Origin of the sequence: Kitasatospora sp. CMC57 (assembly GCF_045866025.2) — a bacterium.
Taxonomy (GTDB): domain Bacteria; phylum Actinomycetota; class Actinomycetes; order Streptomycetales; family Streptomycetaceae; genus Kitasatospora.
The window spans coordinates 3,749,256-3,769,988 of the sequence record NZ_AP035881.2 but is presented as its reverse complement, the minus strand read 5'-3'; the positions used below and the strand labels follow the sequence as shown (position 1 = coordinate 3,769,988).

21 protein-coding genes and 3 tRNA genes are annotated in these 20,733 nt (G+C 68.0%); 14 read left to right on the top strand and 10 right to left on the bottom strand.

Features of this window, described 5'->3' with window-relative positions:
- Positions 1-49 precede the first annotated feature (49 nt).
- The 5 genes from ACKUU6_RS16715 to ACKUU6_RS16695 all read left to right on the top strand — a co-directional run bounded on the left by ACKUU6_RS16715 (position 50) and on the right by ACKUU6_RS16695 (position 4,438).
- A complete protein-coding gene (locus ACKUU6_RS16715; protein ID WP_407989352.1) occupies positions 50-1,234 on the top strand; it encodes a DNA glycosylase AlkZ-like family protein in 1,185 nt (394 codons plus the stop codon).
- 101 nt (positions 1,235-1,335) lie between these two features.
- Entirely contained in the window at positions 1,336-2,085 is a 750-nt protein-coding gene (locus ACKUU6_RS16710) for an SDR family oxidoreductase (RefSeq protein ID WP_407989351.1), read from the top strand.
- A gap of 66 nt (positions 2,086-2,151) precedes the next feature.
- Positions 2,152-2,865 carry a tyrosine-protein phosphatase gene (locus ACKUU6_RS16705; protein ID WP_407989350.1) on the top strand — a complete coding sequence of 238 codons (714 nt, stop codon included), beginning with the start codon at positions 2,152-2,154 and terminating at the stop codon, positions 2,863-2,865.
- A 138-nt stretch (positions 2,866-3,003) separates the two neighbouring features.
- Entirely contained in the window at positions 3,004-3,972 is a 969-nt protein-coding gene (locus tag ACKUU6_RS16700; RefSeq protein ID WP_407989349.1) for a NaeI family type II restriction endonuclease, read from the top strand.
- A complete protein-coding gene (locus ACKUU6_RS16695) occupies positions 3,959-4,438 on the top strand; it encodes a very short patch repair endonuclease (protein WP_407989348.1) in 480 nt (159 codons plus the stop codon). The genes ACKUU6_RS16700 and ACKUU6_RS16695 overlap by 14 nt, the downstream gene beginning before the upstream one ends.
- Here the strand turns inward: ACKUU6_RS16695 and ACKUU6_RS16690 are convergent.
- Complete coding sequence (locus ACKUU6_RS16690) at positions 4,346-5,521, bottom strand: DNA cytosine methyltransferase (RefSeq protein WP_407989347.1); 1,176 nt, start codon at positions 5,519-5,521, stop codon at positions 4,346-4,348. The two genes, ACKUU6_RS16695 and ACKUU6_RS16690, sit on opposite strands and share 93 nt — an antisense overlap.
- Before the next feature lie 148 nt (positions 5,522-5,669).
- Entirely contained in the window at positions 5,670-6,404 is a 735-nt protein-coding gene (locus ACKUU6_RS16685) for an HNH endonuclease (RefSeq protein ID WP_407989346.1), read from the bottom strand.
- Positions 6,405-6,535: 131 nt separating this feature from the next.
- Between ACKUU6_RS16685 and ACKUU6_RS16680 the strand changes: the two genes are divergently transcribed.
- Positions 6,536-7,624 (top strand): DNA cytosine methyltransferase, encoded by a 1,089-nt coding sequence (locus tag ACKUU6_RS16680; RefSeq protein WP_407989344.1) that lies wholly within the window; start codon positions 6,536-6,538, stop codon positions 7,622-7,624.
- On the opposite strand, the gene ACKUU6_RS16675 is transcribed toward ACKUU6_RS16680, so the two are convergent.
- From ACKUU6_RS16675 to ACKUU6_RS16665, 3 genes are all read right to left on the bottom strand, one after another.
- A complete protein-coding gene (locus tag ACKUU6_RS16675) occupies positions 7,601-9,433 on the bottom strand; it encodes a DEAD/DEAH box helicase (RefSeq protein WP_407989343.1) in 1,833 nt (610 codons plus the stop codon). The two genes, ACKUU6_RS16680 and ACKUU6_RS16675, sit on opposite strands and share 24 nt — an antisense overlap.
- The gene (locus tag ACKUU6_RS16670; protein WP_407989342.1) at positions 9,434-10,846 is read right to left on the bottom strand and encodes a transcriptional regulator; all 1,413 of its coding nucleotides are present in this window, start codon (positions 10,844-10,846) and stop codon (positions 9,434-9,436) included.
- Between the two features lie 121 nt (positions 10,847-10,967).
- The gene (locus tag ACKUU6_RS16665) at positions 10,968-11,654 is read right to left on the bottom strand and encodes a hypothetical protein (protein WP_407989341.1); all 687 of its coding nucleotides are present in this window, start codon (positions 11,652-11,654) and stop codon (positions 10,968-10,970) included.
- A gap of 287 nt (positions 11,655-11,941) precedes the next feature.
- On the opposite strand from ACKUU6_RS16665, the gene ACKUU6_RS16660 reads away from it, so the two are divergent.
- Together ACKUU6_RS16660 and ACKUU6_RS16655 are read left to right on the top strand one after the other, a co-directional pair.
- Positions 11,942-12,751, top strand: coding sequence for a hypothetical protein (locus ACKUU6_RS16660; RefSeq protein ID WP_407989340.1), 810 nt, complete (start codon positions 11,942-11,944; stop codon positions 12,749-12,751).
- Positions 12,752-12,924: 173 nt separating this feature from the next.
- Positions 12,925-13,815, top strand: a complete 891-nt coding sequence (locus ACKUU6_RS16655) for a hypothetical protein (RefSeq protein WP_407989339.1) — start codon at positions 12,925-12,927, stop codon at positions 13,813-13,815.
- A 166-nt stretch (positions 13,816-13,981) separates the two neighbouring features.
- Here ACKUU6_RS16655 and ACKUU6_RS16650 read toward each other — a convergent pair whose 3' ends face one another.
- The gene (locus ACKUU6_RS16650; protein WP_407989338.1) at positions 13,982-14,797 is read right to left on the bottom strand and encodes a TIGR02452 family protein; all 816 of its coding nucleotides are present in this window, start codon (positions 14,795-14,797) and stop codon (positions 13,982-13,984) included.
- Positions 14,798-14,898: 101 nt separating this feature from the next.
- Complete coding sequence (locus ACKUU6_RS16645) at positions 14,899-17,268, bottom strand: DEAD/DEAH box helicase (RefSeq protein ID WP_407989337.1); 2,370 nt, start codon at positions 17,266-17,268, stop codon at positions 14,899-14,901.
- Positions 17,269-17,892: 624 nt separating this feature from the next.
- Here ACKUU6_RS16645 and ACKUU6_RS16640 point away from each other — a divergent pair.
- A complete protein-coding gene (locus tag ACKUU6_RS16640) occupies positions 17,893-18,144 on the top strand; it encodes a hypothetical protein (protein WP_407989336.1) in 252 nt (83 codons plus the stop codon).
- Between the two features lie 7 nt (positions 18,145-18,151).
- On the opposite strand, the gene ACKUU6_RS16635 is transcribed toward ACKUU6_RS16640, so the two are convergent.
- Together ACKUU6_RS16635 and crcB are read right to left on the bottom strand one after the other, a co-directional pair.
- A complete protein-coding gene (locus ACKUU6_RS16635; protein WP_407989335.1) occupies positions 18,152-18,505 on the bottom strand; it encodes a fluoride efflux transporter FluC in 354 nt (117 codons plus the stop codon).
- Positions 18,502-18,918 (bottom strand): fluoride efflux transporter CrcB, encoded by a 417-nt coding sequence (crcB, locus tag ACKUU6_RS16630; protein ID WP_407989334.1) that lies wholly within the window; start codon positions 18,916-18,918, stop codon positions 18,502-18,504. The genes ACKUU6_RS16635 and crcB overlap by 4 nt, the downstream gene beginning before the upstream one ends.
- 80 nt (positions 18,919-18,998) lie before the next feature.
- Here crcB and ACKUU6_RS16625 point away from each other — a divergent pair, with 80 nt between their 5' ends.
- From ACKUU6_RS16625 to ACKUU6_RS16610, 4 genes are all read left to right on the top strand, one after another.
- Positions 18,999-19,340: a metallopeptidase family protein gene (locus ACKUU6_RS16625; protein ID WP_407992146.1), complete on the top strand. Its 342-nt coding sequence runs from the start codon at positions 18,999-19,001 to the stop codon at positions 19,338-19,340.
- Positions 19,341-19,445: 105 nt separating this feature from the next.
- A tRNA-Glu gene (locus ACKUU6_RS16620) sits at positions 19,446-19,518 on the top strand.
- A gap of 59 nt (positions 19,519-19,577) precedes the next feature.
- Positions 19,578-19,651 (top strand) — tRNA-Asp (locus ACKUU6_RS16615).
- 27 nt (positions 19,652-19,678) lie between these two features.
- Positions 19,679-19,752: transfer RNA gene (locus ACKUU6_RS16610), tRNA-Phe, on the top strand.
- Positions 19,753-19,933: 181 nt separating this feature from the next.
- Here ACKUU6_RS16610 and ACKUU6_RS16605 read toward each other — a convergent pair.
- Positions 19,934-20,137, bottom strand: coding sequence for a cold-shock protein (locus ACKUU6_RS16605; protein ID WP_045694210.1), 204 nt, complete (start codon positions 20,135-20,137; stop codon positions 19,934-19,936).
- Positions 20,138-20,477: 340 nt separating this feature from the next.
- Here ACKUU6_RS16605 and ACKUU6_RS16600 point away from each other — a divergent pair, with 340 nt between their 5' ends.
- Positions 20,478-20,696, top strand: coding sequence for a hypothetical protein (locus tag ACKUU6_RS16600; protein WP_407989333.1), 219 nt, complete (start codon positions 20,478-20,480; stop codon positions 20,694-20,696).
- Positions 20,697-20,733 lie beyond the last annotated feature (37 nt).

Sequence of the window (20,733 nt, the reverse complement as noted above, 5' to 3'; positions counted from 1 at the left end):
CCGGACGGCGCTGCGCCTGCCCGGGGCCGGGCCCGCCGATACTGGCCCCATGGCGAACAGCGGGATCCCGACGGCGAAGCTCCGTGCCTGGTGGGCGCACCAACAGTGGTTGGACGGCGGCCACCGGAGCTCCTCGCCCGCCGAGGTGCTGGCGGCCACCGGCTGGGCCCGTTCGGTCGGCGGTGCGGCCCCGTACCTGGGCCTGTTCGCCCGGGCCGGACTCGACCGGGCAGCGGTCGATGCGGCGGTGGCCGCGCTGAAGGTGCACGAGCTGCCGTCCGCCCGGGGCTGCACGTACGTGCTCCCGGCAGCCGACTTCGCGCTCGGCCTGGCGGCCGGGGCCGGTACGCCCGAGAGTGACGTGGCGATGGCCGCGAAGCACCTCGGCGTGAGCCGGGACGAGATCGAGAAACTCTGCCTCGCCATCTCCCAAGTCCTCTCCGAGGCCAACCCGTTGGAGCCACCGGCGATCCGCGCGGCCGTCGGTGACGCGATCCGCGGGCTCGGCGAACAGGGACGCAGGCGCGGCCGGACCACCACCCTGCCGATCGCCCTCGGCCTGCTGCAGTCCCGGGGGCTGATCCGCCGGGTCCCCGTCAACGGCCGTCTGGACCAGCAGCGTTACGGCTACGTCAGCTGGGACCAGCCGGTCCACGGCTCGGCCACCGAGCTCGCCGAACGGTACTTCTCCTGGGCCGCCCCCGCCTCGATCAAGCACTTCCGCTGGTTCACCGGCTTCACCGCCGCCACCGCGAAGGCCGCCACCACCCCGCTCGACCTGGTCGAAGTGCCCGGCACCGACCTGCTGCTCCCGGCCGAACTCCAGGCGGAGTTCGATGAGTTCAACACCCCCACCACCCCGTCGTACGCGCTGGTCGCCGGGATCGACGGCCTGCACCTGCTGCACCGCGACCTGTCCCGCCTGCTCGACCCGGCCGACGCCGAGCGCCCCTCCCCTTCGGCCAAGGGCGGACGCAGCTTCGGCAGTGAGACCGACCCGCAGAGCCACCTGGTGGTCGACCGGGGCCGGATCGTCGGGATCTGGGAGTACGACACCGAGGAGGGCGAGATCGTCCACCAGCTCTTCGTACCGCCCGACGACGCCCTGCGCGAGACGGTGGCCCGGACCGAGACCTTCGTCCGGGACCAGCTCGGCGATGCCCGTGGCTTCAGCCTCGACTCACCGGTGAGCCGCGCCCCGAAGATCGCCGCCATCCGGGCCGCCTCGGCCTGACCCCGGCAGGCCCGCCGCCACCACCGCCGTCCGGGCCGAGCTCCCCGGTCCCAGGGGCAGCACCCAACCGTCCGCTCCGGCCCATCGGTTACGGTCGCCCCATGAGTGATGAAGTGATCCTGGTCACCGGAGGCGGCCGCGGCATCGGCGCCGCCACCGCCCTGCTCGCCGCCGAACGCGGCTACCGGGTGTGCGTCAACTACCGCACCGACGAGGCCGCGGCGGCCGGAGTGGTGGAGCGGATCGAGGCGGCGGGCGGCACCGCCCTCGCGGTCCGGGCCGACGTGAGCCGCAGCGCGGAGGTCGAGCGCCTGTTCCGCACCGTGGACGAGGAGTTCGGCCCGCTCACCGCCCTGGTCAACAACGCCGGGACGCTGGAGAAGCAGGGCCGCTTGGACGAGCTGGACGAGGACCGGCTGGCCCGGATCTGGGCCGCCAACATCACCGGCCCGTTCCTCTGCGCCGGCGCCGCCGTCCGCCGGATGTCCACCAGGTACGGCGGCCGGGGCGGGGCGATCGTCAACGTCTCCTCCGCCGCCTCGCGGCTCGGCTCGCCCAACGAGTACGTCGACTACGCCGCGTCCAAGGGCGCGTTGGACAGCATGACCACCGGCCTGGCCCTGGAGGTCGCCGCCGAGGGCATCCGGGTCAACGCCGTCCGGCCCGGCCTGATCCACACCGACATCCACGCGCTCGGCGGCGAACCCGCCCGGGTGGACCGGGTCGGACCGCTGCTCCCGATGGGCCGGGGTGGCCGCCCGGAGGAAGTCGCCGAGGGCATCCTCTACCTGCTTTCCCCCGGCGCCTCGTACGTGACCGGCGCCTTCCTGGACCTGGCCGGCGGCCGCTGACCAACTGCTCGCCCGGATGCCGGAATTCGACCTTCCCCCCGCGCCGCGCACGCTACCGTGACGGCCATGACGACCGACCGTGAGTTCGATGCCACGTCCACCCTCCTCGCCGTGCCCGACGTGCAGAACTTCCGCGACGCGGGGGTGGGCGGTCTCCGGACCGGCCTGCTGTACCGCTCCGGCTCGCTCAGCCGGCTGACCCCGGACGGCGCCCAGCGCCTCAAGGACCTCGGCCTTCGGACCGTCGTCGACCTGCGCACCGCCGCCGAGATCGCCGTATGGCCCGACGAACGCCACGGCCTCACCTACCGGCTTCACCACCTCCCGCTGGTCCCCGACAACGACGGCTCCAAGCCGACCTGGCCCGCCACCCAGGCGGAGGCCTACCCGTTCATGGCCGAGGTCGGCGGCCCCGCCCTGGCCGGCACCATCCGTCGCCTGGCCGAGCCGGACGCCTTCCCCGCCGTGATCCACTGCGCCGTCGGCAAGGACCGCACCGGCCTCACCATCGCGGTCATCCAGTCCCTGGCCGGCCTCTCCGAGGCCGAGATCATGACCGACTACCTGCGCTCCAACCGCCACCTCGGCCTCGACCAGGGCCCCCTGCCCTACACCGACGAGCACGGCCGCCCACAGTTCGCCCACCCGGTCCACCGCGACAACCTCGGCGCGGCCCTGGCCCGCATCCACGACCTGCACGGCTCCATCCCCGCGTACCTCCATGCCCACGGCGTCACCGCCACCGAGATCGCCACCGTCGGGGACGCCCTGCGCCCCTGATATGACCATCTGTTGGTCAGGCGCCCAAGCGGACCTCGGAGACGGACCGTTGCCAGAGGCCCTGTTAGCTTCCCCGGCGCTGACCATGGATCGCATAGTCTTGGCTGCAGATGACCGAGGGCAAGGAGCGAACACCCAATGGCCAGGCTTCGGTTGCAACACCTCGGCGATATCTGCGCCAACGACAGCTGCCCCTCCCCCGGGCGGATCCTCTGTGGTCCCGAGGATGACCACGAGATCCAAGCTGTCTTGCGGGAACTCGCCGGAACACCCTTGGCCTCAGGTTTTACCGAGGCTATCCGGTCATCCATTGACTACGTGCTGGATGGTGCCAGGACTGGCCGCTTCGACCTGCAGTCACCCAAGGTGCACCCCGGTGAGCGAGCCTCAGTCGGAGCCAAGCTGGAGTACGAGGCTCAACGCGTCTTTGGCTGGAAGAAGGCCAAGCCGCTGGATATCCGGATCGCGGGTGTCCCTCTTGACCTCAAGGCCACTATCGGATCCAACTGGGCCATCCCTGGTGAAGCCCACTGCCAGCTGTGCATTTGCACCCAGATCGGGTTGCGGAAGAACCAGCACCGCAGTTGGCTCGTCCGGACCCACAGCTCGTGGCTGTACCGGGGGAAGGGCAACAAGGACGGCAAGCGCGGCTTGGCCGTCCATGCGCGGGATCACTGGAGTGTCCCGCTCTACGACTGGACCACCCTGCCGGTAAATCCACTGTCCCTCCTTACCGTGGGACAGGCGGATGAAGTACTTGCTGAACGCCCTGGCCAGCAAGTCCGGTTGCTGGCGCTCTTCGGCTATCTCCCAAAAACGATCATCCCGCGCAGTGTCATCCAGACGGTGTGCGCTGGAAAGGACGACCCAATACGCCGGGTCCGGAACATCCGGGAGAGAGCTAAGGAGCAGGGACTGCTACTACTGTGCGGCAAGTGGCTGGACCAACGCACTACGGCTGCGCGGTACGGATTCGCACTTGGCCCCGGAGACTGGGTTGCGATCCCGTTCACCGACCTGAGGGCAGTCCCCAAGATCCAGCATGACCAGAGCTGGCCGCCTGAAGGAGCACTGACGCTGTGGGGGGACGCCAATGCCAAGCAGTGACTGGGTACCGCCTGAAGGCTCCTGGGCTTCGTCAGCAGCCAACCGGAACAACATGCAGGCCATCCGCAGCCGCGACACCAAACCAGAGCAGGCACTGCGTTCGCTGCTTCACTCCGCCGGTCTGCGATACCGGGTCTGCACGCCACCCTTGCCAGGACTGCGCCGAACAGCCGACGTTGTCTTCCGCCCAACGAAGGTCGCCGTCTTCGTGGACGGCTGTTACTGGCATGGCTGCCCAGAGCACTACGTCCCGCCGAAGACTAACCCTGGCTACTGGTCAGAGAAGGTCGCTCGAAACGTCGCCCGCGATCGCGACACCGACGCCCGGCTGAAGGCAGCTGGCTGGATGGTGCTGCGGTTCTGGGAGCATGAGTCACCCGACAGCTGTGCACTCGTTGTCAGAAACGCGGTCGCTGGCCGCCGCCAGAGCCTCCTGAGTGGGAAGCAGGCTAAGAGTCAGCAGTGAGCCATCGTCGGAGTCCGCGTCGGGGTCAGGCAGTAGCTCGCCTGTGCGGCGGAGTGCCTCAACGATGCTCTCACCGACGGCCTTCGCAACAGGCGGCGGGAAGGCGTTGCCCACCTGGCGGTAGCGGGCGGTCTTACCCCCGTAGAACTCCCAGTCCTCTGGGAAGCCCTGGATGATCGCGGCTTGGCCGACCGTGAGCTTAGGTCCGATGTTGTTCTTGGAGTAGAGATCCCGTGCAACATCGGCCTCGTGCTCATCGTTGGCGACTCCGAGGCCGTCGACACCAAGAGCCTTCCAGGCAGCCTTGGCCCGACTGGGGCCCAGGTCAGCACCGCCGTGCTTCTTGGAACCGCCGACCAGAGTGGGAGCGATCCCCCTCCCGGCTGCCTCGCGCCAGCGCTGGTAGGACGCCTCGTCGTCTCCGAACCGGCGGCGCATGCTCTTGTCCAACGCCTTGGCGACGGTGACTCGGTTGGCAGCCGGCTTGGGCCAGTCGAACCCTCGGTAGTAGTCCTTACGGATCGCCACGAGGATCGCTCGAGGGCGAAGCTGGGGCACTCCGAAGTCGCCAGCTTCCAGGATCTCCCACCCACAGATCACATACCCAGCGTCACGCAGTCGCTGCTTGATCTGCTCCCGGTAACCACGGAACTTGTGCTCGGGCTGCAGCAGACCACGCACGTTCTCGATCATCACGGCCTTCGGGCGCATCTCCTCGACCAGGTCGAGCATCTTGGGGAAGAGATCACGCTCGTCGTCCTGTCCTAGCTGCTTGCCCGCGATCGAGAAGGGCGGGCAAGGCACCCCTCCGGCCAGCAGGTCCAGCTCGCCACTTTCAAGATCAGGAAGCTCTGTGACGGCTTTGAACTCCTTGACGTCCATGTGCAGGACCTTGCAGTTCTTCTTCTCCCAGCCCCATCCCCGGCGCCCCCGCACGTTCAGCCGCAGCGTCTCCACCGCGTGCTGATCGATCTCGACTAGAGCCAGGTGCCGGAACCCGGCAGCATGGAGCCCGACTGCCTGTCCGCCAGCGCCAGCGCAGATCTCGATCGAGGTCAGCGGCTGCTTGTCGCTGAGGACCATCGGACTTCCTCCAGGAGTTTCATACACAGAAGGTCCAAGTGTCGCAGAAGGCGAAAGGACCCTCACGCAGCACCACACACCCCGCAGATTCGGAGACGGGAGCCGCAGTCTGCCAGGCAAGGCTGACATCAGCCAGGAGCCTCCCCGCTCAGCGTCGCAGCAGGTCGTAGAGATCCCGCTTCAGTTGCTCCCGCAGCTCGGCCGGCAGCTGCCTGTACATGCCCCAGACCCGCTCGGTCGGGGTTTGCTCCCGGGCATCGTGCATCATCCAGGCAAGCAGGTTCTTACGGTCCTTGCCCGGCAGTTGCTCGATCCGGTCCCATACTTGCTCACGGTCCATCTGGACACCGGTCAGGTGCCGCACCGTCTCGTTACACCGAGCGCACTCCGTCAGCAGATCCTCGGGACCTGCCGCACCACCGGACCGGTGCGGTCGGACATGGCCCAATGTGAGCCGAGCGTGCGAGCCAGGCTCATCGGGGTACTCCTCCGCAGCTGCCACTCCGCAGCGCCGACACATGTGCCCGTCCCGCTCGTACACCTGCCGCCTGGTCCTGGCACTGATCTGCCGAAGACCTGCGGCCCGGTGCTCCTTCTCCCAGACCGGGCGTCCGATCCGTTCGAGGAAGAGCTCATCGGGCCTGAGGCTGGGCTTGTCACGGTAGTTCCGGATCTCCCAGCCCGCTGGTCTCAGATCTCGCATCCGCCGGTCAACCTGCTCGGTGCCGGAGACAGCCGCGCGGACCTGCTGCTTGGTGAACGTCCCGCCGACGCCAACCTCGTCCCTGAGCCAGAGCGCGACGCGAATCCGCGCGCCGAGGCTTTCGTCCCGCCAGTCGAGGCCGTCAAGATCCCGCTCCAATGGAACTCCCAACTCGCGCATATATAGGAACCCTTCACTCGCCGGAGTGAGGTTTGCAGCTTGCCGCACGGCATTGCGGCAAGTACCGGCAAGCTGTCTGGAGCGGCCGCACAGAGCGTGCCGCGCCATCCAGAAGCCCACCGGGAGCAGCCGTGCCAAGCACGATCAGCCGTTTTCGTCCGCCTCCGACGCAATCCAGCATTCCCCACCCTGCCCTGTCATGCATCGAGATCTGTGCTGGCGCTGGCGGCCAATCGCTTGGGTTGGAGCGGGCCGGCTTCAGTCACGACGTCCTGGTGGAGATCGATGCGGATGCCTGCGCAACCCTTCGCGCAAACCGGCCCAACTGGACTGTCCTCCAGGCTGACTTGCGCACAGTGAACGCCGACGACATCTCCGGGATGTCGTCGACGGTCGGGCTCCTAGCTGGCGGCGTCCCCTGTCCGCCCTTCTCCCTGGCCGGCCGACAGCTCGGCGCAGCCGATGACCGGGACCTCTTCCCAGAGGTGCTCCGCCTCATGGCGCAGATCCGTCCACGGGTCCTGCTGATCGAGAACGTCAAGGGCCTACTACAGGCCAGGTTTGACGCCTACCGAACGGAGATCATTTCTGAACTCAGCGTTCTCGGCTACATGGCAGAGTGGCGGCTACTTCGCGCCTGTGACTTCGGGGTGCCGCAGCTCCGCCCACGGGCCGTCCTCATCGCCATGCCAGCCCCGCTGTTTGCTGCCTTCTCCTGGCCCACGGCCCAGACATCGGACGAAGCCTTCGCGACCGTCGGCCAGGTGCTCTACGAATCCATGGCCTCAGGCGGCTGGGAGCTGGCCGAGTCCTGGGCTGCCGGAGCTAACCAGATCGCCCCAACGCTCTGTGGTGGCTCCCGTAGGCACGGCGGCCCCGACCTCGGGCCGTCACGTGCCCGTCAGGCCTGGGCGCGCCTTGGGGTGCAGGGCTCCAGCATCGCGAACTCGCCACCTGGGCCGGGCGACCAGCTACCTGTGAGGCTCACGGTCGATCAGATGGCACTGCTACAGGGCTTCCCGGCAGCATGGCGGATCACCGGTACCAAGACGGCGCGGTACCGCCAGGTCGGCAATGCCTTCCCGCCACCAGTCGCCGCTGCCCTCGGCCGCAGCATCGCAGCCGTTCTTATCGCCGAAGACAGTGCAGCCAGCCGCCCTCTGCCGATTAGCCGTCAGAGGAGCAGCCAGCCCTCCCTACTGCACGGCGCTCCGGTCTAGATGGCCCAGGAGTGCGCGAATGTCAGCCATATCCATCCCCGCCGCTACCGACGGCTCCTCCTGAAGGTCCGCCAGCTGCTGGACGGCAGGGTCGTCCAAGATCCGGCCCATGAAGTCCAGCTTCTGCTCCAATCTGGCAGCAACGATCTCGTCTACCGTCCCTTCGGCCGCCAGCACCGTCACCCGGGTTTCGGTACCGGGGGCGAGGCCTAGCCGGTGAATGCGGTCAAGGCTCTGCAGAAAACGCCCTGCCTGGAAGTCCCGGTCGATGTACACCGCGTCATGGCAGACCTGGTGCAGGCTGATGCCCTCGCCGAGCGTGGCCGGGTTAGACAGCAGAACCATGCAGTCGGAGTCCTCACGGAAACGACGGATCTGCTCCCCACGGTCAAGAGTCCCGCCATGCACCACGGCGGGCCGAAACTCCGCAAACATCGACTCCAGTGTGGTCAGGCTCCGCACAAAGCTCGCCCATACCAGCGTCTTGCGGCCGACCGCAGCATTGGCGGCGACGATCCGCAGCGCTTCCGCGTACTTGGGAGACAGCTCATAGCTCGGCAGGTCACGCATTAGATCGTAGAGAGAATCGCCCTCCGGCACCTCAAGCGGTGGCACCTGGTAGGCCAACGGCTCGTATCGGCTGCTGCCCTGAGCAAGGAGCGCTGGGCTGGTGGCCGCCATCAACAGTCTGAGAACAGCTCTGCCAAGCACGTCGAAGGCTGCCCGCGACGCCTCGGCCCGCACCGAGCAACGACCAACCAGCGCGTCGTACACCTCACGGTGCAGCGGTGGCATCTTGACGTAGCGAATCTTCGGCACAGTCGGCGGCAGCCCGAGCTCATGCTTGGTGGTCCGGGTGTAGAGCGGTCGGAGGACACTACTGGCATAGCTGAGGTCGCCACCGCCCACCGCTTCGGTGACCACTCGCTTGCCTTGTCCGGGCCAGACAAACGAGAGCAGATTCTCCAGATCCCGGGCTCCGTTGGGAGCGGGTGTGCCGGTGAGGATGAGCCTCCGTCGGCTCAACGGGCCAAGCGTCATGCAGGCCGCACCGTACGTACCGTTCAACCCAAGCTTCATTCGGTGCGCTTCGTCCAGGATGAGCATGGATGGAGCCGCCTTCAACCAGGCGGCTAGCCCAGCCATAGACCGGCCAAGTCGTTCGTAGTTCACGATCAAGACCTCGGCACCAGGGTCGGCAACCCCGGCCATCACAACAGTGCGGAGCGGTGTATGGAAGCACTCCGAGCTCTCGAACTCCCAGGACTCATAAGCCGACTTGGGACTCACCACCAGCACTCTGCGAATTTCACCCTTCGCCCGCAGTGCGGCAAAGACCGCGAGCGCGACGCGGGTCTTCCCCGCCCCCGGCACGCTGAAGTTGGCGCCATGCCTGAGGGAGAGCAGCCTGGCGATATCGCGTAGCTGGAAGCTCGTCAGATCTCCGCGCCAATCTGCGTCGAGCATCTGCCGCACATCAGCAGCCAGAGCCTCGGTCTCGCCTGTCTCCGCTCCCGCCAGATGGCGCCCGACTGCCTCGCTATCGTCGAGGACACTGCTCGCCAGCTCAGCGAGAGCGTCCTCCCACTCCACCTCATGATTGACCGGCCATGCTCCCAAGTGCTCCAGGGAGCTGAAGAAGCCGTCGAGCGGAATCTCAGCGGACTGCGGGCCCCGGGTGCTGCCTCCGTCGAAGCGGACTACCAGGCGTGCAAGCTCCTCCTCTAGACCCGGGACTACACGCAGCACCGCATTGGTCCGGGTGACGTCCAGACCGATCCACAGAGAAGGTTCACTCAGGGCTTCCACTCAGCTCTCCCCACGGACAACGTCGAGTAGCCAAGCGACACCATCCCCCGGCTCGGCAACATTGCGGGCGGCTTCCTTCGCGAGCTTGCCAAGAGTATGACGTAGCTTCACAACTGCTTCGTCGAAGGCTTCTTCGTCTAGACTGCGGGACCCTCTTGCCAGCACAAGGTCGGTGATGCACTGCTCAATATCCTGAGCGGCATCCATCAGACGGTCCGGTGCAGCCTGCTTCCGCTTTCGGATACGAGCATCCTTACCCGCCGGCTCCAGGGCATCCTCCATGGCATCCCCTGCGGCCTTGAGCAGGCGGGCAGCCTCCGCAACCTGCGCGGCCGGCACCTTCTCGCCTGCGGATTCCACCGCCTTCGCCTTAAGGATTGAGTCCGTGAAAGCCCTCGCACTCAGCACCTTGGGCGCAGAGCCTCGGACCGAACGGTTCAGGCCGGGAATTGCGACAACGGTCGGCGCAGACTGAGCTGCCTTCAGTTCGGCGGGGAGACGATGTTCCAGATAACGGGACTGGAAGTCCTCTTCAATCAGTCGGACATCAGTTTTGGAAAAGCCCAGCATGATGGCCGCCATCCGCGATTCTCTAATCACTTCGGCACTGTCTCGGCTAGTAGCCGCCTCTTTGAAGTACCTGCGGTGCATCTCCCTAAGCTTTTCCTGGTCCGCCTCGAAATCGACCAGCCGGAGCTCGGCATCTGCCGATGAGCTGCGAGAGATCATCTCTCTGATGCACCCGAGGATCCATTGACCCTGCTCGCAGACCGCCGCTGTGGTTCGGAACTCCTTGGCGATTCTCACCAGCGGCACACCCAGAGCCACCTGCTCTTCAATTGCAAGCAGCTTGTTGATGTACGAATAATCACGCCGGTGGTCCTCGCGCAGCTGGAGGGAGAGTTCCACCGAGCTGACGTCGGCCCAGGTGCAGGATTCTGGAAGAACTCCCACCCTGATGGTCTGCTCGCCGAGCTTCAGCATCGCCGCCCGACGAGTGTTCCCGTTCACCAGTACGCCGTCGCGAGTAATCAGCCCGGGGTCGTTTTGACCGAAATCCCGGATGCTCTCCATGAGCGGCACAAAGGCCGGATCGTCCTCAGCCGGATTAGATGGCTTGGCCCGCAGCAGAAAGTCCAGATAGTCTTGACTCTCCGCACTCCACGGATCTTCGTCAAGCTTCCGGTTACGAGCCGGGTCATGACTGCGTTGAGCGCGAATCCGGTGAGTTGCAGGATTGTAGTAGATATCTCTCACCGGCATGTGAATGACCTGGACGGTCAGCGGCTGCTGGTGCCACTCAATTGTCAGCGATTCCCTTACACCAGCGGCCGAATCAGCCTCTTTGAGCCGCTGCTGCACCAGATCCTGATTCTGCGATGCCCGTGGGGGCCTGCCGAAATCCTTACTCATCTGCTTCTCCTCCGCCTGCTCTCCCGGCCAACACGCGGTCGGCCATCCCTTAGTCGGTTGACTGCGCTACGAGGGCCGCCGGGAGCTGGTCTGCGGCGTGACGTGGCGCGGCCGGCCAGGGCTACTCGGTTGCACGATCCAAGGCGGCACGGAACCTGAGCCGGGACTCCTCAGGCAGGGTGCGGTACTGCGCCCACAACAGTTCCACCGCCCCGAAGTCCCGCTGGTCCGCCGCCACCCAGGAGGCCAGTATCTTCTTCTCCATCACGCCGAGACGGCTGAGGGAAGCCAGTGTCTTGCCACCGTCGACCTCAAGGTCACGACCACCGACCCGGCAGCGCTTGCACTCGGTGACCAACTCGATCGCCGTTCCACCGCCAGGCTGCGCCACCGTCCGGCGAGCGATGTCCAGTTGAGCCTTTTCGTACGAGTCCGGGTATTCCTCGCCCGGAGTGATCCCGCAGCAACGACACAGGTTGCCGTCCCGTGAGATGACCTCGCGCCGGCGATTGGCTGAGATGGCCGGAGCCGACTTGACCCGGGCCATTCCCGGCTCCCAGACGGCGGCACCCCGCGTCACAAAGCGCTGCTCGTGGCTGTCGAGGCGGGCGTCCTCACGGTTGGTGTCTAGCCGCCAGCCGTGGTCGCGCAGATCCCGCATGCGCCGGTCGATCTGCGACGTCCCCGGGAAGGCATCCCGCAGGTCCGCCTTTGTGAAGACGTTGCCCTCGCCAACCACGCTGACCAGCCAGAGAGCAGCACGCTTCATCGTTCCCAGCTTGGCGTCCTCCCAGGACGGCAGCTCCATCACTTCACCTTCCGCAGCAGCATGAGAGGTCCACACGGGCTGCAACGCATCAGCTGCGGATCCGGCCGACGCAGGCGACGACCCATGTGGACAGGTGCCATCTCAATCGTTCAGGGACCGCCATGTCCAGCAAATCTGCGCACTGCTAGCACGTCGCGGACGAGCCGCGAACATAGCGCGAACACATCGCTACCGACCCAAATGGCCAGTCCCCTCACTGCTGTCGGCCCCCTAGTGCAGACTGAGTTGGGGCGAATTCATGCCAATGCCTGACGGGGGAGCGTGGAGTGGCAGCACAGGCAGCATCAGGTCCGGAGCAGCAGACGGGTGCGCCTACCGAAGCGCGCGATCGATTTGCCCGCCTGTTTGACGACCTGTGTGGCTCCGTTGATGTCAGCGCTGCACAAATCTGCCGCGAGATCCCGATCAGCAGCGCCACTCTCAGCGGTCACCGCCATGGCAGCCGGATCCCCTCTGCGGGGCTTGTGGCATCTATCCACAGCCGGGTCTCACACCATGCCGCCCTCAGTGGCCTTCAAGTTCCGGTCACGCTCAAAGACTTGCAGCTCAGACGTGCACAGGCCGTGGTGGAACAGAAGGCTGCTGGTCGTTCCACCAGAGCCGACAGGGCGGCTGCGAAGAAGGCGCGCGCCGTCATGGCAGCAAGCACCCAGGCTGTGAACTCAAAGCCGGCCGCTGACCAACAGTTGCCGCAGACGGATGTGGTGTACCCCGGCGACTGTGAGCCCCCGCGAAGTGTGTTGCCGGTCCCTCTGCCAGAGGTGGACCGGCAACATCGCTCCGGAGACCACACCGCCTGGATCGGGCTCGAGGAAGTAACCCAGCGACTGCTGAACGGCCAGGACCGTGACGCACATCTCCTCTTGTTCGAGGCCGGCACAACTCTGCCGCCTGGCAGCGTTGTTGACGTGATCTCGGATGTCCGGGGCGCGGGATTCGCGGCAGCTGCAGACGCAGTGCTGCACAGCGCGGGCCAGCGGGAGCCGCACGACACCCTTCGCATCGTCAAATTGCTCAATGCAGCCGGGCGCTATGACGACGCGAACCTCCTGCTGGACGCTTCGACTGGAAACTGAGCCCACTCGCTCGGCGATCCGCCGTGAGACGTGTGGTGCCGCCACTCACACGAGTGACGCAGGCACGAACCAGCCGAAGCATGCGCTACATTCCGTGACACATGATCAGCCCATAGTTGACCCCGGCGGCGCTCCAACGCCCCGGGGTCCGGCACCAGGAGAAGCACCTCCCCATGCACATTCATCGTAACGCGCACCGACGCTCGTTCACCGTCGTGTCGAACAGCGCCCTCCAGGACCGCACCCTCAGCTTCAACGCCCGAGGGCTCCTCGCCCACCTCCTCTCCCGCCGCGACGGAGACACCGTCAACTGCCGGACGCTGGCAGCCGACGGACCCACCGGGCGCGATGCGATCAAGTCCGGACTCCGCGAACTGGCGGCGCGCGGCTACTACCGCGTCACCAGAGTGCAAGACCCGGGGACCGGCCGAGTGCGCTCCACCTCCCACGTGTACGAGACCCCGTACGTGCCCGAGGCCCCGGAACCCGACACCCCGGAACCCGAGGTCCGAGAAGCCGTGTTCCCGACCACCGAGAAGCCGGTTCCCGGGAACACGGGAATCACCCGTACCGGGGAAAGCACTTCGGAAGAAGTACCAACCACCCTTCCGGGCGGCGCCTCCGAGCCCGAGCAGCGGCCGGAGCCGCGGAAGCCCTCGCCGGCCACACCAGAAGCGCTTGCCGCCCTGCACCTCATCGCCACCGCCGACCCCCGGCTCACCCTCGGTTCCCGCGACCGGGCCGCACTCGCACCCCTGGTCGAGGACTGGCTGGCCCGAGGCGCCACCGAGGCCCAGCTGATCGCCGCCGCCACCCAGGGGCTACCCGCAGCCGTACGGAACCCGGCGGCTCTGCTCACGTACCGTCTCCAGGACAAGCTGCCACCCCTCCCCCAGCAACTCCCACCCCGCGCTGTCCCTTTGGCTCAGCATCCAGAGTGCACCGACTGCGACCGGCCGCTCGCGGGCGCACACGCACCGGCCGACGGCCTCTGCGGTCAATGCCGCCACGAACAGAAGCAGTCCCACCTACTCGCCGACCACCGGGCCTTGTGCCCGGCCTGAACACCGCAGTGGCGGGCCGTGCTCGCCCGTGCTCCAGCCCGGTGGGACCTGCCGCACCCGCGCGTCAGTTTCGTTGGAACGTATGGACAACCGAGCCGAGCAGTACACGTCTTCGCGGTGACCTGGCTGGTGGCGCCCGCCTCACTGGTGGCAACCCGACGGTAGGTCAGCCGCCGAAGCGGGCCTCGAAGGCCGCCCGGTTCGCCGAGACCGGCGTGCGGTCCCAGACCGCGAACACCACCCGGTCGAAGCTCGCGCCGTACGAGGCCAGCGCCACCGCGAAGGCCGCGGCCACCTCGGCCGGATCGTTGCGGAACACCCCGCAGCCCCAGGCCCCGAGCACCAACTCCCGCACCCCGTGCGCCGCCGCGACCCCGAGCACCCGCCCCGCCCGCTCCGCCAACACCGCCCGCACATCCACCGGCCGGCTCTCCGAGCGGAGCGCCAGCTGCCCCGCGTTGGGCGCGGGTGAGGTCAGGAACGAGACGGTGTACGGCTCCGCGAGCAGCTCCCGCCGGTCGTCCCGGATCACCGGCACCGCCGGGGACCAGATCACCCGGTGGCTGTAGTGGAGGTCGCCGGAGGCCCGGTGCGCCTCGTAGTAGTCGGGCGCGGCCAGCAGGCAGTGGTAGAGCAGGGCGCTACGGCAGAGATCCTCCTCCTGCGCCTTCGCCCCGCGCAGATAGCCACCGCCCGGGTTGCGGGCCGAGGCGAAGTTGAGTACCGCTACGTGCGAGCCGCCCTCCTCGGTCAGCCGCCGGGCGGCCTGCATGCTGCCCTCCGCCGTCACCTCCGGCACCCCGTCGAACGGCCCCGCAGCGCCCGGCGCCGTCGGCCAACCTGACGGCCCGTACGACACCGTTCCAACCCGGGCGGCAGCCAGCAGGCCACCCACCTCGACCTCGACCCCGCCGGCCCGGTAACTCCCCCGCGCGGCGATCTCCTCGTTCACGGTGGCCACTTCGTGCAGTCTGCTGCTCATGGCGAGGACGCTAGCGACCCCCCGCGCCCCGGGCACGCCAATAAACCGAACGGGCCCGCCCCACCGAAGTGGAGCGGGCCCGAATCAGGAGCTAGTGAGCGTCAGTTCTTCCAGCGCGGCTTGTTGCGGTCGCCGCCGTTGAAGCTGCCGCCACGCGAGTCGCGGTCGCCACCGAAGGAACGGCCGCCACGGTCATCGCGGTTGAAACCGCCACCGGTGCCACCGGACTGCGGACGGCCGCCGGAGCGGTGGTCGTCACGGCGGGCGAACGGACGGCTGCCGCCACCACGGTTGTCGCGGTCACCGAAGGACGGACGGTCACCGAAGGAACGCGCCGGACGGTCGCCACCGAAGGAGCCACCGGAACGGTCGTCGCGGTTGAAGCCGCCGGTACGCGGGGCACGGTCGTCGCGGTTGAAGCCGCCGGTACGCGGCGCGCGGTCGTCGCGGTTGAAACCACCGGAACGCGGCGCGCGGTCATCGCGGTTGAAGCCACCCGAACGGCCACCACGGTCATCGCGGTTGAAGCCACCCGAACGGTCGTCGCGGTTGAAGCCACCGGTACGCGGCGCGCGGTCATCGCGGTTGAAACCACCGGAACGCGGCGCGCGGTCATCGCGGTTGAAGCCACCCGAACGGCCACCACGGTCATCGCGGTTGAAGCCACCCGAACGGTCGTCGCGGTTGAAGCCGCCGGTACGCGGGGCACGGTCGTCACGGTTGAAACCACCGGAACGCGGCGCGCGGTCATCGCGGTTGAAACCACCCGAACGGCCACCACGGTCATCGCGGTCACGGTCCCGGTTGAAACCGCCACGCTGCTCGCGGTCACCGTACGACGGGCGCTCGTTGCGCGCCTCGCGGTAGGCGGGGGTGCGCTCGGTCTCGACGGCGGCCGGCGCGGCCACGGTCTCGACGGTCTCCGACGCCTCGCCGTCCGCAGCGGCCGAAGCGGCGGCGGTCTCGATAACCGGCTCGTCCTCGATGCCCAGCTCGGCCCGCTCGCGAGCGGCCCGGGCGGCCAGGCGGTCGGCCTCCTCGCGCAGCTCGTTGGCGCGACGCTGCGCGCGCTCCAGCTGGCGCGCCATGTCGGCGACCTCACGCTCGGCGGCACCGGCGATCCCGGCGGCCGACTCGGCCTGCACCTCGATCAGCGAGCGGGCGCCGGTGATCCGGGCCACCTCGGGGTCGAAGGCGTGGTCGAGGATGTGACGCGAGGCGTCCACGCCCGCGTCCTCCATCAGGCGGAAGACGCCGCGGCGCTGGTGCGGCAGCACCAGGGTGACGACGGCACCGGAGCGGCCCGCGCGAGCGGTCCGGCCGGAGCGGTGCAGGTAGTCCTTGTGGTCACCGGCCGGGTCGACGTTCAGCACCAGGTCGATGTCGTCCACGTGGATGCCACGAGCGGCGACGTCGGTGGCGACGACCACGTTGAGGTAGCCGTCCTTGAAGTCGCCGAGCACCCGGGTACGGGCGCCCTGGGTCATCCCGCCGTGCAGCGCGTCGGCCTTCACGCCGGCCTCGATCAGCTGCTCGGCCACCCGGTCGGCACCCATCTGGGTACGGACGAAGATGATCGTGCGGCCCTTACGGGCGGCGATCGCGTTGGTGATCGGGGCCTTGTCCTTGGGCTTCACCACGAGGATGTGGTGGCTCATGGTGGTGACCGCACCCTGGGCCGCGTCGACCTCGTGGGTGACCGGGTTCTTCAGGTAGCGCTTGACCAGGCTGTCGATCTCGTTCTCGAGGGTGGCCGAGAACAGCAGGCTCTGGCCGCCGCTCGGGACCTTGTCGAGAATCTCGGTGACCTCGGGCAGGAAGCCCATGTCGGCCATCTGGTCGGCCTCGTCCAGGACGGTGACCATGACCTCGTCGAGCTTGGCGGTGTTGCGGTTGATCAGGTCACGCAGGCGGCCGGGGGTGGCGACCAGGACGTCGACACCGCGCTCCAGCGCGTAGATCTGGTTGGACATCGAGGTGCCACCGCAGACGACCTTGAGCTTGAGGCCGAGCACCGAGCCGAACGGCTCCAGCGCGTCGGCGACCTGCATGGCCAGCTCGCGGGTCGGGACCAGGATCAGGCCGCGCGGGTGCTTGGGCTTGGTGCGGCCCTCGGCGCCGGCGATCCGGGTCAGCATCGGGAGGCCGAAGCTCAGGGTCTTGCCGGAGCCCGTACGGCCACGGCCGAGGACGTCCTTGCCGGCCAGCGCGTCCGGGATGGTCGCGGCCTGGATCGGGAACGGCGTGGTGACGCCGCGCTTGTTCAGGGCCCGCACCACGTCGTCGTGCAGACCGAGGTCGCCGAAGGTGACGGTGGGCTCAGCGGCCTCTTCGGTGTCCTCGACCAGCTCGGCCGAGTCGTCGAGGAGGGAGTCGTCGAGGATCTCGACCTCGGGGGTCTCGACCAGGGTGTCGAGGGTGTCCGAACCGTTCGCGGGCATGGCGAAGCGGTCGTTGTCAACGAGGGACATGCAAAACCTTCCGGAAGTGGCACGCGCCAAAGTCCGGGGTTCTGTTTACAAACCGCCTCTATGCGGTCAGCCACCGAATCGCCGGAACGCGCCAAGGGCGCCAGGGGGATTTCAGGGCGCCAATCAAATGAATCAAAGTAACGATCTACCACCATACGGCAGCCTCTGGATCTAAGGCAAACCTGCTGGTCAGACCGTCGTTACCCGGCGGAACTGGGGCTCGGCGCCGCAGATCCGGGGTCAGTACCCGAGGGTACCGGAGAGCTCGGGGAAGGCGGGGTCGGGGCCGGGCTCGACGCCTCGCTGGGCGAGGGCTGCGGGTGGCCGCTAGGCCCGGGCTCCGTACCGCCGGAACCCGAATGGGGCCCGCTGGCCGAACCGCTGGGGGCGCTGGTCGGAGGCCCGCTCCGGCCCGGCTGGGCGGGTGCCCCGGCCGACGGGGTCATCCCCGGTGCGACCGCGCCCGGTGTGGGATCGGTCACCCCGGCGCCCGCCGACGGGCTCACGCCCCCCACGTGCTCAATCCGCTGCCCGCTGCTGCCCCGCCCTGGCACGTGCGCCCCGCTGCCGCTCCCGATTTTGCCCGGTGAGCCGCTCCGCCCGGCCGGGGGATTGCTCGGCAGGGTGTCCGCGGACCCGCCGCCGACCGACATGCAGCCGGTCAGCCCGGCTCCCGCCAGGGCCAGCACCAGCACCCCCGCCACCCGCTGCCCGCCCCGCCGCCCCGTCCGCATCCGTACCGCCGCCACCTGGGCACCTCCCCTGCTCACCAGCCGCGCCCGGCCGCCTGTGGTGACCAACGCGACACCGGCCCGCCAGGACACGGCCCCGCACTCGCGAGCCGCAACCGCGAGCCGGGAGCCGCAACCGGACTGACGTCCGGTCAGAACACCCCCGCCAGCCCGACTCCCGCCCAGGCCGCGCCGAGCCCGGCCACCAGCGTGCCCAGCAGATAGCCCGCCGCCCGCCCCCGCAGACCGCCCTCGGCCAGCCGCAGCAGGTCGTACGAGAAGGTCGAGTACGTGGTCAGGGCCCCGCACAGGCCGGTGCCGAGCAGCAGCTGTCCGCGCACCGAGCAGACCCCGGCCACCACGCCGAGCAGCAGCGACCCGGACACGTTGACCGCCAAGGTGCCCCAGGGGAACCCGGCGCCGTACCTGGCCCGCAGCGCCAGGTCCGTCAGGTACCGCAGCGGAGCCCCGACCGCAGCGCCGACTGCCACCAGCAGCCAGTTCACCGGCGCACCGCCAGCCACCGGGTGACCGCGCTCCCGGCCCAGACCGCCGCGAGCGCGCTGACCAGCGTCCCGCCGAGGTACGCCACCCCCCGGACCGGCTCACCGCCCGCCACCAGCCGGTGCACGTCGACGGCGTACGTCGAGAAGGTGGTGAACCCGCCCAGCACCCCCGTCCCGAGGAACGGCCGGACCAGCCGATGGGGCGTCAGCACCTCGGTGACCAACACCATCAGCACCCCCATGGCCGCACAGCCGGTCACGTTCACCAGCAGCGTGCCCCACGGGATGGCCAGCGGCCCCGTCGGCCGGAGCAGCCCGACCCCGTAGCGCGCGCAGGCGCCCACCACCCCACCCAGGGCGACCGCCGCCAGCACCGGCCCCTCGCCCCGCAGATTCACCCGATCGATCAGCACCGGTCCAGTGAATCACCGGTATTCGGGGCGCCGATCATCTGGCACGGCGTCACCCCGCGCCGGACAATGAGTCGGTGAACATGACACGGGACGAGTTCGAAACGCTGGTCTCCGATGCCCTGGACCAGATCCCGCCGCAGCTGGCGGCCATGATGGACAACGTCGCCATCTTCGTGGAGGACGAGCCGGACCCTGCCACCCCCGACCTGCTCGGTCTGTACGAGGGCACGCCGCTGACCGAGCGCGGCGAGTGGTACGCCGGCGTGCTGCCCGACCGGATCATCATCTACATGGGCCCGACCATCCGCTTCTGCGAGACCCAGGACGAGATGGTCGCGGAGGTCCGGACCACGGTGATCCACGAGGTGGCCCACCACTTCGGCTTCGACGACCACGAGCTGCACGAACTCGGCTGGTCCTGAGCCGGCCCCGGATCCGGGCGGCCGAAACCGTTTTGGCGTTCCCGCCCGGCATCCCATATGCTTCTCACGTCCCCGACCGCTGGAAGTCAGCCGGGCGGGCCGCAAGCCCTCATCGTCTAGTGGCCCAGGACGTCGCCCTTTCAAGGCGGTAGCACGGGTTCGAATCCCGTTGGGGGCACGGCAGTACAGTAGTGAAGTCGGCGTCGAAAGACTCCGAGGCGGATGCGCTCCGCACGAGGTCCTGTGGAGCAGTTGGTTAGCTCGCCACCCTGTCAAGGTGGAGGTCGCGGGTTCAAGTCCCGTCAGGATCGCTCGTCTCGCAAGAGGCGGTGCAGTACGGCCAGGTAGCTCAGTTGGTACGAGCGTCCGCCTGAAAAGCGGAAGGTCGCCGGTTCGACCCCGGCCCTGGCCACTTGCTGAAAATCCCCTGGTGAGGTCACTCACCAGGGGATTTTCCGTTCCCCGGCCCCGGCTTCATCGGCACGGTCAGAAGAACAAGGACCGGAAAACAGCGCGGCCCCCGAGTGAAGCACTCGGGGGCCGCGACATGCTGCCCCCGGCCGCCGGAGCGGCCGTACGGGCATAGGTCCTACTTAGAGCGGGCGAATGTTCTCCGCCTGCGGGCCCTTCTGGCCCTGGGTGACGTCGAACTCGACCTTCTGGCCCTCGAGCAGCTCACGGAAGCCGTTGGCGTTGATGTTCGAGTAGTGGGCGAACACGTCAGGACCGCCACCCTCCTGCTCGATGAAGCCGAAGCCCTTTTCCGAGTTGAACCACTTCACGGTGCCATTAGCCATTTAAAACTCCTTCAGGGGACTGTCCAAAGCTCACATTTCGCAAGCTTCGCGTCGCCGTGATGGACCCGCCCGGAGTAAAGAGCCGGGAAACAGAAAACGCGCCTGCGGTAGTAACCAGCAGGCGCACACAAGTTCATGGGAACCACAACTGCAACTACCACGACTGTAGCAGGGTTCGCGCCAGTGCGGGGGGATCCGACACGCCGAGCCTGCCGGGGCCGCCCCGGGTCACCGGCGCCCGGCCTGCTGCGGCACGGGGAAGTCCATGATCCAGAAAATCCGAAAATCCGTTACCCGGCGGCAGGTCCCTCCACCCGGATTTGGGCGCATACTGGCAAGGATGACGAATTCAGCGCCACGGCGCCATCTCCCCACCAGCCCCTTCCGCCCCGCGCCCGCGCCGCAGATCAAGCGGTTCGCGGTCGGCGATCGGGTCTCTCACGACGAGTACGGCCTGGGCAGGGCCATCGCCGTCGAGGGCGAGCTCGCGGTGCTCGTCGACTTCGGCTCCCGGCAGGTGCGCATCACGGCACCGTTCGCCAAGCTCTTCCTGCTCTGACTCCGGTCCCCGACGTCGGTGGGGTCACCGCCTCCGG